The sequence below is a fragment of the Mesorhizobium sp. WSM4810 genome (assembly GCF_055811235.1).
In genome coordinates this window covers 190634-204509 of the sequence record NZ_JBVVQV010000005.1, presented here as the reverse complement: position 1 = coordinate 204509, position 13876 = coordinate 190634, and the positions used below count along the sequence as shown (strand labels likewise).

General features: G+C 62.2%; 15 protein-coding genes and 1 other RNA gene. 7 read left to right on the top strand and 9 right to left on the bottom strand.

The genetic code is table 11. The annotated features are described in order from the left end of the window. Positions 1 to 62 precede the first annotated feature (62 nt). Positions 63 to 650, bottom strand: a complete 588-nt coding sequence (locus tag AC0L3O_RS10030; protein ID WP_473535742.1) for a 5-formyltetrahydrofolate cyclo-ligase — start codon at positions 648 to 650, stop codon at positions 63 to 65. Positions 651 to 744: 94 nt separating this feature from the next. After that, positions 745 to 900, bottom strand: a non-coding RNA gene (gene ssrS, locus AC0L3O_RS10025) — 6S RNA. A gap of 181 nt (positions 901 to 1081) precedes the next feature. Between ssrS and AC0L3O_RS10020 the strand changes: the two genes are divergently transcribed. The 6 genes from AC0L3O_RS10020 (at position 1082) to msrB (ending at position 5523) form a co-directional block, all read left to right on the top strand. Then, positions 1082 to 1921 carry an AAA family ATPase gene (locus tag AC0L3O_RS10020; protein WP_128245933.1) on the top strand — a complete coding sequence of 280 codons (840 nt, stop codon included), beginning with the start codon at positions 1082 to 1084 and terminating at the stop codon, positions 1919 to 1921. A gap of 168 nt (positions 1922 to 2089) precedes the next feature. Further along, entirely contained in the window at positions 2090 to 2536 is a 447-nt protein-coding gene (locus AC0L3O_RS10015; RefSeq protein ID WP_023800023.1) for a GNAT family N-acetyltransferase, read from the top strand. A gap of 46 nt (positions 2537 to 2582) precedes the next feature. Next, positions 2583 to 2987, top strand: coding sequence for a type II toxin-antitoxin system HicB family antitoxin (locus AC0L3O_RS10010; protein WP_036269921.1), 405 nt, complete (start codon positions 2583 to 2585; stop codon positions 2985 to 2987). A gap of 10 nt (positions 2988 to 2997) precedes the next feature. Next, the gene (locus AC0L3O_RS10005) at positions 2998 to 4188 is read left to right on the top strand and encodes a vWA domain-containing protein (RefSeq protein ID WP_128170685.1); all 1191 of its coding nucleotides are present in this window, start codon (positions 2998 to 3000) and stop codon (positions 4186 to 4188) included. Further along, positions 4189 to 5010: an MBL fold metallo-hydrolase gene (locus tag AC0L3O_RS10000; protein WP_023800026.1), complete on the top strand. Its 822-nt coding sequence runs from the start codon at positions 4189 to 4191 to the stop codon at positions 5008 to 5010. A 108-nt stretch (positions 5011 to 5118) separates the two neighbouring features. Beyond that, positions 5119 to 5523, top strand: a complete 405-nt coding sequence (gene msrB / locus AC0L3O_RS09995; protein WP_023800027.1) for a peptide-methionine (R)-S-oxide reductase MsrB — start codon at positions 5119 to 5121, stop codon at positions 5521 to 5523. A gap of 60 nt (positions 5524 to 5583) precedes the next feature. Here msrB and AC0L3O_RS09990 read toward each other — a convergent pair whose 3' ends face one another. Then, a complete protein-coding gene (locus tag AC0L3O_RS09990; RefSeq protein ID WP_473535743.1) occupies positions 5584 to 5928 on the bottom strand; it encodes a hypothetical protein in 345 nt (114 codons plus the stop codon). 217 nt (positions 5929 to 6145) lie between these two features. On the opposite strand from AC0L3O_RS09990, the gene AC0L3O_RS09985 reads away from it, so the two are divergent. Next, complete coding sequence (locus tag AC0L3O_RS09985) at positions 6146 to 6655, top strand: arsenate reductase ArsC (protein ID WP_473535744.1); 510 nt, start codon at positions 6146 to 6148, stop codon at positions 6653 to 6655. Between the two features lie 21 nt (positions 6656 to 6676). Here AC0L3O_RS09985 and AC0L3O_RS09980 read toward each other — a convergent pair whose 3' ends face one another. From AC0L3O_RS09980 to AC0L3O_RS09955, 6 genes are all read right to left on the bottom strand, one after another. Next, positions 6677 to 7132: a hypothetical protein gene (locus AC0L3O_RS09980; RefSeq protein ID WP_128170682.1), complete on the bottom strand. Its 456-nt coding sequence runs from the start codon at positions 7130 to 7132 to the stop codon at positions 6677 to 6679. A 48-nt stretch (positions 7133 to 7180) separates the two neighbouring features. Further along, positions 7181 to 7441 (bottom strand): DUF2312 domain-containing protein, encoded by a 261-nt coding sequence (locus AC0L3O_RS09975; protein WP_023800031.1) that lies wholly within the window; start codon positions 7439 to 7441, stop codon positions 7181 to 7183. Positions 7442 to 7810: 369 nt separating this feature from the next. Further along, a complete protein-coding gene (gene pyc, locus AC0L3O_RS09970; protein WP_287260526.1) occupies positions 7811 to 11269 on the bottom strand; it encodes a pyruvate carboxylase in 3459 nt (1152 codons plus the stop codon). 238 nt (positions 11270 to 11507) lie between these two features. Beyond that, positions 11508 to 12626, bottom strand: a complete 1119-nt coding sequence (locus AC0L3O_RS09965; RefSeq protein WP_023800033.1) for a branched-chain amino acid ABC transporter substrate-binding protein — start codon at positions 12624 to 12626, stop codon at positions 11508 to 11510. 139 nt (positions 12627 to 12765) lie between these two features. Continuing rightward, positions 12766 to 13113, bottom strand: coding sequence for a DUF6867 family protein (locus tag AC0L3O_RS09960; RefSeq protein ID WP_027152865.1), 348 nt, complete (start codon positions 13111 to 13113; stop codon positions 12766 to 12768). A 17-nt stretch (positions 13114 to 13130) separates the two neighbouring features. Next, entirely contained in the window at positions 13131 to 13859 is a 729-nt protein-coding gene (locus AC0L3O_RS09955) for an ABC transporter ATP-binding protein (protein WP_287218932.1), read from the bottom strand. Positions 13860 to 13876 lie beyond the last annotated feature (17 nt).

Genomic DNA, 13876 nt, shown 5'->3' with positions numbered 1-13876 from the left:
GAAGGTCAGCGAAGCAAAAAGCTGCATGACTTCCGGAAAAGACCATGCGTCCAGGAACTTATCTACAATTTCGGCGCGAACCGGCGCAACCCGCTCTCGGTGAGTATTTCCGGAATGGTCACGTCATGCGGCTCGTCCGGCACCAGCGCCACCTGCTGGCAGTCGAAAGCAATGCCGATCAGCCTTGGCGGCTGCCCCTTGTCGACCAGCCGCGCGATGGCACGGTCGTAATAGCCGGCGCCATAGCCGATGCGGTGGCCGCACGCGTCGAAAGCCGCGAGCGGCACCAGCATCACCTGGGGATCGAGCACCTCGGCCTCCTCATGCGGCCCGACGGTGCCGAACCCCATGTCGATCATCGGCGCGCCGCGCACCAGTTCGCGAAAGACGATGGTGGTCTTGTCGAGAATCGCCGGCAGGCAAAGCCGTGCCCCTTTTTCGCGCAAGGTGAACATCAGCGGCCGGACGTCGACTTCCGAGCGCATCGGCCAGAAGCCGGAGACGATCTGGCCCGGCTCCATCGCAATGCTGTCCCGCGCCGTCTCGGCCATTTCGAGCGCTGCCTCCACCCGCCAGAACGGATCGAGCGCGTCGCGGCGCCCGAGTGCTTCGCGTCGCAACTGTCTTTTCAGGTCTTTCGAGGATGTCATGCGCCGACGATAGAAAAGGTCAGATTTGGATGGAGTTTTAGGAGCGACGTTTTCCACCGCATGATCCACCGAGGCGTGGATCCTTTGCGTCGAGTGACGATCCACACAACCGGTGGAGAGAGCGATCCCGGGAACCTACAAAGTAGGTGGGCGCCGTATGAGAAAACCCACGGGTCTTCCCAGGGACAGCTCCCTAGGGATCATTAAGGCCCCGGGGAAAATGTTCTCCTGCCGGGAAGCGCAGACCGTCACGCTCAATATAGGCCGATGGCAGGCCAAGCGCCAGAGAGACGGCCATGTTCGGCGGCTTTATTCGTCGCAAGGTACTGCCTGGGAGCTGCGCGGCACATGGGTTCACCGCGCCCTCGCCGCTGCGCCTTGCATGGGCTGGGCTGTCTCCTTACGGTTGCCATGAAAACCGAGGAGCAAAAATGCGTTTCGAAGGCACGGCGGCCTATGTCGCCGACAAGGATTTGATGGTGGCGGTCAATGCGGCGATCGCGCTGGAGCGGCCATTGCTGGTCAAGGGCGAGCCCGGCACCGGCAAGACGGAACTGGCCAGGCAAGTGGCGGCCGCGCTCGGCCTCGAGCTGATCGAATGGCACGTCAAGTCGACGACAAGGGCGCAGCAGGGGCTCTACGAGTATGACGCCGTCTCGCGGCTGCGCGACAGCCAACTCGGCGACGAGCGCTTCAACGACATCAGGAACTATATCAAGCGCGGCAAGCTGTGGGATGCCTTCGCGACGGCCAAGAAGGTCGTGCTTCTGATCGATGAGATCGACAAGGCCGACATCGAATTCCCCAACGATTTGCTGCAGGAACTCGATCGAATGGAGTTCTTCGTCTACGAGACCGGCGAAACGATCCGCGCTGCCGTGCGCCCGATCGTCATCATCACCTCCAACAACGAGAAGGAACTGCCGGACGCCTTCCTGCGCCGCTGCTTCTTCCACTATATCCGCTTTCCCGACTTCGAGACGCTGCATCGGATCGTCGACGTGCACTATCCCGGCATCAAGCAGAACCTGGTGCGCGCCGCGCTCACCCAGTTCTACGAGATCCGCGACGTGCCGGGCCTGAAGAAGAAGCCGTCGACCTCCGAGGCACTGGACTGGATCCGCCTGCTCGTGACCGACGATATCGCGCCCGAGGATTTGCGTGCCGACCCGAAAAACGCACTGCCTAAGCTGCACGGCGCGCTGTTGAAGAACGAACAGGACGTGCATCTGTTCGAGCGGCTGGCCTTCATGGCGAGAAGGCAGGGGTGAGGAGCGGTCGGCCGACGAAAAGCCGACGATTTGGCTTTTCGAGCGACGAACGCCCGAAGCCATAGCGGATGGCCGGGCATGCGGCGGACAGCGCTTTCCCGTTGCTGGACCGTTGCCGCCGTCCGGGCACCGGGGCAGCCTGGGCCCGAAGCTTCAGAAGGAAATGAAATGACCGAGATCACCGTCCGCCCACTGGCACAATCCGACCACGCCGACTGGCAGCGTCTGTGGACTGCCTACCTCACCTTCTACAAAACCGAGCTGCCGGAAGACGTCTACGCCGTCACCTGGAAGCGGCTGTTCACGGCGGGTGAGTTTGAACCAAAAGGGTTCATCGCCACGCTCGGCGGTAAGGCGGTCGGCCTGACGCACTATCTCTACCATCGCTCCTGCTGGTCCGAAAAAAACAACTGCTATCTGCAGGACCTGTTCGCCGACCCGGACGTGCGCGGCAAAGGCGTCGGCGCCGCCCTGATCGAAGCAGTAAAGCAGGAAGCCGGCAAGATCGGCGTCAAGAACGTCTACTGGATGACGCACGAGACCAACACCACCGCGCGCAAGCTCTACGACCACGTGGCGCGCAGGACCGGCTTCATCGAATATGATCTGATGTGATGAACGGTCGATCGCCCGGCTTGCCGGATGGATTTAAGGAGGAATGATGACGCACTATGTCGGAATTCTTGACGGCGCACATGATGTCTGGGGAGTGCGGGTCCCCGATCTTCCCGGATGTCACGGCGGTGGCGCAAGTCCCGAGGAGGCGATAGCCGACGCGACCTCCGCCGTTCGCGAATGGGCTGAGGCACGAAGGGCGAAGCACTTGCCCTTGCCCGACGCACGCACGGTGGCAGATCTGCTCCGACTGGGCGAAATCGATAGCGCCGCCGGAGAATCTGCCGTGATGATCCCCGTGCTGATCGATTCCGGACGGCCTGTCCGAGCCAATCTGTCGCTCGACGCAGGTCTCTTGGCGGCAATCGATGCCGAAGCGAGCCGACGCGGCCTCACGCGTTCCGCCTTCATCGCCAGCGCCGCTCGCGAGAAGATCGAAGGGCACAGATAGAAGTCGGACGATGTTCATCCCCTTCTTCCTCGAACTGAAGGCTGCGCGGGTTCCCGTCTCGCTCCGGGAATATCTGTCGCTGCTGGAAGGGCTGGAGGCGGGGCTGGTCGACTATGACGTCGAGGGTTTTTACTATCTCGCCCGCTCGGCACTGGTGAAGGACGAGCGCCACATCGACCGTTTTGACCAGGTCTTTTCGCACATCTTTAGGGGTGTCGAAGCGCTGGCTGGCGAAAATCCGGTCGACGTCGAGAACATTCCGGAGGAATGGCTGCGGCGGCTTGCCGAAAAGCACCTGACCGATGAGGAGAAAAAGCTGGTCGAGGCGCTGGGCGGTTTCGAAAAGCTGATGGAAACGCTCAAAAAGCGGCTGGAGGAACAGAAGGGCCGCCACCAGGGCGGGTCGAAATGGATCGGCACCGGCGGCACCTCACCCTTCGGCGCCTATGGCTACAATCCCGAAGGCGTTCGCATCGGCCAGCATGAGAGCCGCAACCGCCGTGCGGTGAAAGTCTGGGACAAGCGTGAGTTCAGGAATTTCGACGATGCCGTCGAGCTCGGCACCCGCAACATCAAGATCGCGCTGAAGCGCTTGCGTCGCTGGGTGCGCGAAGGCGCCGAGGAAGAGTTCGACCTGCCCGGCACCATCCACGCCACGGCCGAGCACGGCTATCTCGACGTGCAGACACGGCCCGAGCGGCGCAACGCCGTGAAGCTGCTGATGTTCTTCGATGTCGGCGGCTCGATGGACGATCACATCAGAAGCGTCGAGGAGCTGTTTTCGGCCGCCCGCGCCGAATTCCGCCAGCTCGAATATTTTTACTTCCACAACTGCCTCTACGAAGGTGTGTGGAAGGACAATCGGCGCCGCCATGCGGAGGTGATTCCGACCTTCGATCTCCTCCACAAATACGGTCCGGACTACAAGGTGATCGTCGTCGGCGATGCCTCGATGAGCCCCTATGAGATCGCGCATCCCGGCGGCTCGGTCGAGCACTGGAATCCGGAGGCCGGCGTCGTCTGGCTCAGCCGTCTGCTGCAGCAATGGCCGAACGCGGTATGGCTCAACCCCGAAAGCGAAAAGCACTGGGGTTTTACCCATTCGATCGCCATGATCCGCGACATCTTCGGCGGCCGCATGTTTCCGCTGACGCTCGCCGGACTCGAGGCCGCGACGAAGCAGCTTTCAAGGAAGCACTGAATGGATTTACGCAAAACAGGACGTCCGACCTGTTTCCTCTGCCTGCAATGTGGCGTCCAGTTCGCGGCGGCAGCCGCGCCGCCGCAACGTTGCCCGATCTGCGAGGACGAGCGGCAATATGTGCGCTGGGAGGGCCAGGCCTGGATCACGCCGCAAGAGCTCGCCGCCGGGCATCGGATCGTGATGAAGGACGACGCCGGCGTGCTCGCCTTCGGCATCGAGCCGCGCTTCGCCATCGGTCAGCGGGCGCTGCTGGCACAGACGCCGCACGGCAATGTGCTGTGGGACTGCATCTCTATGGTCAGCGACGAGGCGGTGGCCGAAATCAACCGCCGCGGCGGCCTCATCGCGATCGCCATTTCGCACTGCCATTACTATTCGGCGATGGTCGAGTGGAGCGAGGCGTTTGGCGGCGTGCCGATTTATCTGCATGCCGATGACCGCAAGTGGATCATGCGGCCGCATCCGGCTGTTGTGAGTTGGCAGGGCGAGACGCGCGCCCTGAACCCCTCGCTGACACTTATCCGTTGCGGCGGTCACTTTGCCGGCGGCCAGGTGCTGCACTGGAAGCGCGACGGCGGCGACGCCATCCTGGCCGGCGACATCCTGCAGGTGACGCCAACCCGCCGCCATGTCAGCTTCATGTACAGCTACCCGAACTACATCCCGCTCAATGCGGCGAAGGTACTCCGCATCGCGTCGGCACTGGAGCCTTTCGCGTTCGACCATATCTATGGCGCATGGTGGAACCAGAACGTCATCGGCGATGCAAAGACGGGATTTGCAAGGTCTGTTGCGCGGTATCTCGCAGCGATCGCCTAAGGAATTCTTCGCGGCAGGACTGGAAATATCGGCAAAGGCCGTAACAAAAGCCTATTTTAGGCGAACTTGGGAAGCAGCCCAATAGCGGCATGAGCTAAGAGGCATAAAATGGATAGTCACATCTACCCTGTCACCCGCACTGATGCCGAATGGCGCGCCCGGCTGACGCCGGAGCAATATGCGGTGATGCGCAACCACAGCACCGAGCGGCCGGGCAGCTGCGCCCTGCTCCACGAGAAGCGCGCCGGCACATTTTTCTGCGCCGGCTGCGACCAGCCCTTGTTCGAATCCAAGCTGAAGTTCGAGAGTGGCACCGGCTGGCCAAGCTTCAACGATCCGGTGCCCGGTTCGGTCGAGACGACCGTCGACCGCAGCTACGGCATGGTCCGCACCGAATGCCACTGCGCCCGCTGCGGCAGCCATCTCGGCCACGTCTTCGAGGACGGCCCGCCGCCGACCGGCCTACGCTATTGCATCAACGGGGTCGCGCTGAAATTCGAGCCGGCCGCCTGACTGGAATTCAACGTTGTCAAAGGACGGCTTCCGCCGGCCTTTGACGGCAGCACTGTCCCGTCAGATCACCACCACCAGTAACAGCCACAGCACGGCCCCCAGCGTCATCAGCGAAGCCTTGACGCCGCCGGTTTTCTCGGCGGTCCGCCACACCGCAAAAGTCAGGAAGAAATTGTACGGCACCGGCGCGAAATGCACCGCCAGAACGAGAGCGAGCGGCAGCTTCAGCCCGAGCAGGATCAGCGCCAGCACCGACACGGCGATGTTGATCGCCGTGCCGACAAGGACAAGATCGCGCCAGAACAGCCGGTCTAGCGGGGCCGTGCCTTGCCAGCGCGAGCGGAAGAAACCCGCCGCACGGCCTGCCTTGCCGTCTTCGCTTTCGAAAGTCTCCGGCGCACTCATCGATACAGCTTTCTCTCATTCGACAGCCGCAGAGATTTCCAAAGCAGCAATCCTGTCAACGCAAATCGATCATCGGCACGCAAGCGTATGATTTGACAAATTGTCATCAAACGGTCGTGAAACCTTTCTACGTCGCCCTTGTCGGCGTCTCGGCAAAGACACCTTGCCGGACTCTGCCGCCCCCATCATCCAGTCGCCTGCCAAGGGAGGTCTTGAGATGAGCGATAATGTCTACAACGTGCTGTTTCTTTGCAACGCCAATTCGGCGCGATCGATCATGGCGGAAGCCATTCTCAGCCGGATCGGTGGCGGCAGGTTCAAGGCGTTTTCCGCCGGTTCGCAACCGAAGGGCGAGGTCAATCCCTACGCACTGCAGCTGCTCGAAAGGCTCGGCTACGATACGAACTTCGCCCGTTCGAAAGGCTGGGACGAGTTTGCCGAGCCCGACGCGCCGGAAATGAATTTCATCTTCACGCTTTGCGACAGCACCGCGAATGAATCCTGTCCGATCTGGCCGGGTCATCCGATGACCGCGCTCTGGTCGATACCGGACCCAGGCAAGGCAGACGGCACCGAAGCCGAACTGCATCTTGCCTTTGCCGACGCCTATCGCATGCTCAACAACCGCATCTCGCTGTTCACCAATCTGCGGATGGATGCGCTCGACCATCTGGCGCTGCAACAGCATCTCGATCGGATTGGCCGCGACACGGCGAAGCCGAACTAACTCAGCCACTGCGACGCGAATTCACGGTCCGGCTTCGCCACCCCCGCCCAGCACCTCGGAAACAGCGCGCTCGAAGCGCGATGCTTCCGTCACCAGCCAGTCGGCCATGGCCGGCCAATTGTCCTCGGCAAAACAGTTCACGCGCCACAGCGAATTGATGCCGAGGCCCTCGCAGCTCTGTTCCGGCCTGAGCTTCAACCTGTCTTCGATCGCAGGCTGGAACGGCTTCAACCGCGACCAGGCTTGCGTGGCACCGAACTTCTCGTTGCGGCCGAAGAAGACGCCGACATGGTTCTGCGCCGGCGCGACATACATGGAAAGGACCAATGCGAAGTCGGGCAGCCCGCGCTGCCAGAACCAGGGTCCGCGCCGCGCCATCAGAGGCCTTTCTTCCGGATGCCGTTCCGCGAACAGCGTCCAGAAGCCGCGTTGGCGGAACTCAGAGGCGCGGCGGCCGCCAAAGTCGAATTCGCTCATGGTTCGACCCGTTGCGGGCGCAACCGGCGCCCAGGGCTGTTACCAGCCTTACACCATGCCGAGTGCGGCTTTGTAGAGATCGAGGATGGTTTCCTCCTCTTGCCGCTCAGCCTGGTCCTTCTTGCGCAGCCGGATGATCGACCGCATCGCCTTGGTGTCGAAGCCGGTGCCCTTGGCCTCGGCGAACACTTCCTTGATGTCGTCGGCGATCGTCTTCTTCTCTTCCTCGAGCCGCTCGATGCGCTCGATGAAGGCTCGCAGCTGGCCGGCGGCAACAGTCTGGCTGGTCTCGGTGATGTCGTCGGCCATTTTTTCTCCGCGTCGTTTTCCATGCCGCGACTCACGAACCGTCGCGGCGAATTTGCAGCGGTTCGATGCCCGACCGGAGGCGACCGGTCAAGCTGTTATCGATGCGGCATGAAGGGTGGACAGGACCTAAGGTGTGTTGAGATTCAGGTCAGGCCGAGTCGAGAACGCCGGCTTCCGAGAACCGGAGCGGAGCGTACTTAAAGTACGTGAGCCCGCGCATGATCCCCGAAATCGGAATCGAGTTGCGGAAAGGATCATGCGCAAATCAAATACTACAGCGTCCTTTGCGCGCCCGGGGGCGCGCGGCGCTGAAAGCAAGCGCAGGAAGCTGGCGTTTGCAGGCCGGCATCACCTGAATATCAACGCACCTTATCCGAAGGCGATCAGCAAATCCTTGGCGTCGATCTGATCGCCGGCCTTGACCAGCACTTCGGCGATTGTGCCGTCGCGCTCGGCATGCAATGCCGTCTCCATCTTCATCGCCTCGATGGACAAAAGCACGTCGCCGGCCTTGACCGCCTGGCCGGCGGCAACCGCGAGCGCCGAGACGACGCCCGGCATCGGTGCGCCGACATGCGCCTCATTGCCCGGCTCAGCCTTGCGCCGCGCCTTGGCGGCGGAAGCGCCATGCGCCCGATCCGGCACTTTGACCCGGCGCGGCTGGCCGTTGAGCTCGAAGAACACGGTGACCATGCCCTTCTCGTCGACATCGCCTATGGCCAGGCAGCGCACCACCAGCGTCTTACCCTTCTCGATGTCGACAAAGATCTCGTCCTCCGGCTTCATGCCGTAGAAATAGGTCGGCGTCGGCAGCACGCTGACCGGCCCATAAGTTTCCTGCGCTGCGGTAAAGTCGGAGAAGACCTTCGGGTACATCAGCCACGAGGCGAATTCGAACTCGCTGAGCTTGCGCTCGAGCTTGTCCTCGATCTCCTTGCGGCTGGCCTTGAGATTGGCTGCTTTCAGCAGCGAACCGGGCCGCACGGTGATCGGTTTGTCGCCTTTCAGCACCTTCTTCTGCAGCGCCTCCGGCCAGCCGCCGGGCGACTGGCCGAGGTCGCCGCGCAGCATCGACACGACCGAGTCGGGGAAGGCGATATCCCTGGCCGGATTTTCGACATCGGCAACCGTCAGGTCCTGGCTCACCATCATCAGCGCCATGTCGCCGACGACCTTGGACGACGGCGTCACCTTGACGATGTCACCGAACATCAGATTGACGTCGTGATAGGTCTGCGCCACTTCGTGCCAGCGCGTTTCCAGCCCGAGTGAGCGCGCCTGCTCCTTGAGGTTGGTGAACTGCCCACCCGGCATTTCGTGCAAATAGACTTCCGAGGCCGGCCCCTTCAGGTCGCTTTCGAAGGCAGCATACTGGTTGCGCACCGCCTCCCAGTAGAACGAGATGTTCCTGATCCATTGCGGGTCGAGGCCCGGATCCCGCTCGGTGCCCTTCAGCGCCTCGACGATGGAGCCCAGGCAAGGCTGCGAGGTGTTGCCGGACAGGGCATCCATCGCCGCATCGATGGCGTCGACACCGCTGTCCACCGCCGCCAGCACCGTCGCCGCCGACAGGCCTGACGTGTCGTGCGTATGAAAGTGGATCGGCAGGTCGGTCGCCTCGCGCAGCGCCTTGAACAGAGCGCGGGCGGCGTTCGGCTTCAAGAGCCCGGCCATGTCCTTGACCGCGATGATATGGGCGCCAGCCGCCTGCAACTCCCTGGCCAGCGCGACGTAGTATTTGAGGTCGTACTTGGCTCGGGCCGGGTCGAGTATGTCGCCGGTGTAGCAGATCGCTGCTTCGATCAGCTTGCCTTCGGCGCCGACAGCGTCCATGGCGACGCGCATGTTGTCGACCCAGTTCAAACAGTCAAAGACTCGGAACAGGTCGACGCCGCCACTTGCTGCCTGTTTGACGAAATGCTGGACGACATTGTCCGGATAGTTGGTGTAGCCAACGCCGTTGGCGCCGCGCAAAAGCATCTGCAATAACAGATTGGGCGCTGCCTCGCGCACCAGCGCCAGCCGCTCCCACGGGTCTTCGGTGAGGAAGCGCATGGCGACGTCGAAGGTCGCCCCGCCCCAGCATTCGAGCGACAAAAGCTGCGGCAGTGCGCGCGCATAGGTGCCGGCAATGCCGGCGATGTCATAGGTGCGCACGCGCGTCGCCAGCAGGGATTGGTGTCCGTCGCGCATCGTCGTGTCGGTGACCAGCACTTCTTTGCATGCGCGCATCCAGGCCGCGAATTTCTCCGGCCCAAGCGCGTCGAGCTTCTGCTTGCTGCCATCGGGCACATTGCCGTTGAGATAGGGCACCATGGGCGCCGCCGCATCGGCCTTCGGCTGCGGCCGGCCGCGGGTTTCGGGATGACCGTTGACGCTGACATCGGCCAGGTAGTTGAGCAGCTTGGTCGCGCGATCCTGCCGCTTCACGCTCGCGAACAGTTCCGGTGTCGTATCTATGAACTTGGTCGTATAGGAATTTTCGGCGAAACTCGGGTGATTGATGATCGCCTCGAGGAAGGTGAGGTTGGTCGCCACCCCGCGAATACGGAACTCGCGCAGCGCCCGGTTCATGCGGGCGATGGTCTCGGCCGGCGTCGGCGCCCAGGCCGTCACCTTCTCCAGCAGCGGATCGTAGAAGCGGGTGATGACCGCGCCCGAATAAGCGGTGCCGCCATCGAGGCGGATGCCGAAACCGGTGGCGCCGCGATAGGCGGTGATGCGGCCATAGTCGGGGATGAAATTATGTTCGGGATCTTCCGTGGTGATGCGGCACTGCAGCGCGTGGCCGTTGAGCCTGATATCCTTCTGCGCCGGCACGCCCGATTCCGGCGTGCCGATGGCAAAGCCATCGAGGATGTGGATCTGCGCCTTGACGATGTCGATGCCGGTCACCTGTTCGGTGACCGTGTGCTCGACCTGGATGCGCGGATTCACCTCGATGAAGTAGAATTTGCCACTGTCGGCATCCTGCAGGAACTCGACCGTGCCGGCGCCGATATAGCTCGTCTCGCGCGCGATCTTGAGCGCGTAGCCGCAAAGCTCTTCGCGCTGCGACATTTCGAGATAGGGCGCCGGCGCGCGCTCGACCACCTTCTGGTTGCGGCGCTGGATCGAGCAATCGCGCTCGAACAGGTGCACGGCGTTGCCGTGTGTGTCGCCCAGCACCTGCACCTCAACATGGCGGGCGCGCTCGATCAGCTTTTCGAGATAGACCTCGTCCTTGCCGAAGGCAGCTTTCGCTTCGCGCTTGCCCTCCGTCACCTCGCGGGCGAGATCGGCTTCCGAGCGGATGGCGCGCATGCCGCGGCCGCCGCCGCCCCACGACGCCTTCAGCATCACCGGATAGCCGATCGTCCTGGCGAGCGCCTTCACCGTCTCGATGTCGTCCGGCAAGGGATCGGTGGCGGGAATTACCGGCACGCCGACCTCGATCGCCAGGTTGCGTGCGGCGACCTTGTTGCCGAGCCTGCGCATCGTATCCGGCTTGGGTCCAATGAAAATAATGCCGGCCTTGACACAGGCTTCGGCGAATTCAGGGCTTTCCGACAACAGCCCATAGCCCGGATGGATGGCATCGGCGCCGGAAAGCCTGGCGACGCGGATCACTTCCTCTATCGACAGATAGCTTTCGATCGGCCCCATATCCCTGGTCAGATGCGGCCCGCGCCCGACCTGATAGCTTTCATCCGCCTTGAAGCGGTGCAGCGAGTACTTGTCCTCCTCGGCCCAGATCGCCACGGTTTTGAGGCCGAGTTCGTTGGCCGCGCGGAAGACGCGGATGGCGATTTCGGACCGGTTGGCGACAAGGATCTTCGTGATTGCCAAGGACAAGGCTCCGGACGCTGACGGAAGGGGGACTGCGCCATGATTAACGCGAAAATGCTGCAGCGCAAACAAAATCGGGCGGCGACGATTAACCGATTTAAATCCACTCATTGGGTAGAGCGCCGCGCGTTCCCTCGAATGCGCAAAGGGTGCTCCGACGAAAGGTAAAACGGCACACACGAAAAATGCCCGGCGCGAGGCGCCGGGCATTCCGGAATTGTCGTCGTCGTCGACAGGCTTACATCTTCTGGACGTAGGTGTATTTGCCGTCGTCGCCCTTCTTCCATTCGTACATGACGTAGCCAGGCAGCGTCGGATCGCCCTTCTCGTCGTAGGAAAGATCGCCCAGCACGGTCTTGAACGGGCCGTTGGCCTTGAGAGCCTTGGCAACTTCCATCGGATCGTTCGACTTGGCGGCTGTGGCGGCTCCCACGATCGCCTGCATGGCGGCGTAGGAATAAAGCGTGTAGGCCTCCGGCTCGAAGCCCTGCGCGCGGAACTTCTCGACCAGTTCCTTGTTCGCCGGGATCAGACGCGGATCCGGGCCGAACGTGTTCAGCGTGCCCGCAACCGCGTCACCGGCGATTGAGGCCAGTTCGTTCGACACGATGCCGTCGCCGGAAACCAGCGTGGCCTCGAGGCCCTGGTCAGCCACCTGGCGGATGATCAGTCCGGCTTCGGTGTGCAGACCACCCCAATAGATGATGGAAACGCCGGCTTGTTTCATCTTGGCGATCAACGCCGAGAAGTCCTTGTCGCCGATATTTACGCCTTCATACATGACTTCCGTCACGCCGGCAGCGTTCATCGCCTTCTTGGTCTCGTCGGCAAGGCCCTGACCATAGGTCGTCTTGTCGTGGACGACCGCGATCTTGGCATCCTTGAAGTTCTCCGCGAGATAGGCGCCGGCGATGCTGCCCTGCTGGTCGTCGCGTCCGCAGGTACGGAACGTGTTCCACAGGCCGCGCTCGGTGAACTGCGGGTTGGTCGCGGCCGGCGTGATCTCGAGGATGCCGTTCTCCGCGTAGACTTCCGATGCCGGGATCGAAACGCCCGAGTTGAAGTGGCCGACCACGAACTTGACGCCGTCGCCGACGAACTTGTTGGCGACCGAAATCCCCTGCTTCGGATCGGAGACGTCGTCGCCGACCGTGAGCTTGACCTGCTCGCCGTTGATGCCGCCGGCCGCATTGATGTCGGCGACAGCCTGTTCGGCGCCCTTCTGCAGCTGCGCGCCGAAGGCGGCATTCGGGCCGGTGATCGGACCGGCAACTCCGATCAGGACGTCAGCCCACGCGCTTCCGCTGAACGCGACGAGCGCGGTCAGGGCGACGGCGGACAAAAGTGATTTTCTCATGTAAAACGCTCCCATTTACAGAGTGGGCGTGGATGATGCTTTCATGCGATGCCCACCTTTACTCGCAGAAAGCGTACTTTGCCGATTTTCAGGCACTTGTCACGCCGATTCATCCGCGAAAAGGCGTTAATGATGAACGTCAACCTTTTGGTTTCCAACTCAAAAGCGATGCTCTTTCGTAGAGCCAGCTATACTGTGTCACCATCTGGTTGGTGCGCGTGTATTGATAGCCGATGAAGCCCAATATCATCAGGACGATGGTGTCGACGATGTAGTAGTGCAGCGAAAACATCGTGCCGCCGAACAGCGCGTGATGGATGAACCTTACGGCTATACCGAGGCCGAGCAAATAGGCGAACAATTGGACAACGCTGCGCCATGTCTGGGCGCAGGCCTTGCCCGTCATCCACGCCGCCCAGCCGCCAAGCAGGCAGGTGACGAAGAAGAACTGCCAGACCGAGGGTTCCTCATAGAGAATGCCCTGCATGATTAAGACTCCTGAACTCAGTGATGGCCGCCTTCGAGATAGGCGGCGCGCACGTCCGGATCGGCGAGCAGCTCCTTGCCGGTGCCGCTCATCGTCACGTTGCCGTTGACCATGACATAGCCGCGCGTGGCGAGCTTCAGCGCGCCGAAGGCGTTCTGCTCGACCAGGAACACGGTCAGCCCCTGCGTGCGGTTCAACTCGCGGATGGCGTCGAATATCTGCTTGACGATCAGCGGCGCCAGGCCTAGCGACGGCTCGTCGAGCAAGAGCAGTTTCGGCCGCGCCATCAGCGCACGTCCGATCGAAAGCATCTGCTGCTCGCCGCCCGACAGCGTGCCGCCGCGCTGGGCAATGCGTTCCTTCAGGCGTGGAAACAGCGTGAACACCTTCTCGACGTCCTCGTCGTAGTGGTTGAGGTTGTCGAGGCTGGCGCCCATCTGCAGGTTTTCCATCACCGTCATGCGCGGGAAGATGCGCCGGCCCTCCGGAGACTGGGCGATGCGCATGCGCGCGATCTCATGGGTCGGCAACTGGGTGATGTCGGTGCCGGCGAAGGTGATGGTGCCGGCCCGCGCCCGTGGAGCACCAAAAATGGTCATCATCAGCGTCGACTTGCCGGCGCCATTGGCGCCGATCAGCGCCACGATCTCGCCCTGCTTGACGGTGACATCGACGCCGTTCAGCGCCCTGATGTTGCCGTAGTAGGTCTGGACGCCCTTGATGTCGAGCAGCGTTGTGCCGGCCATCATTCATTCCCTCCGCC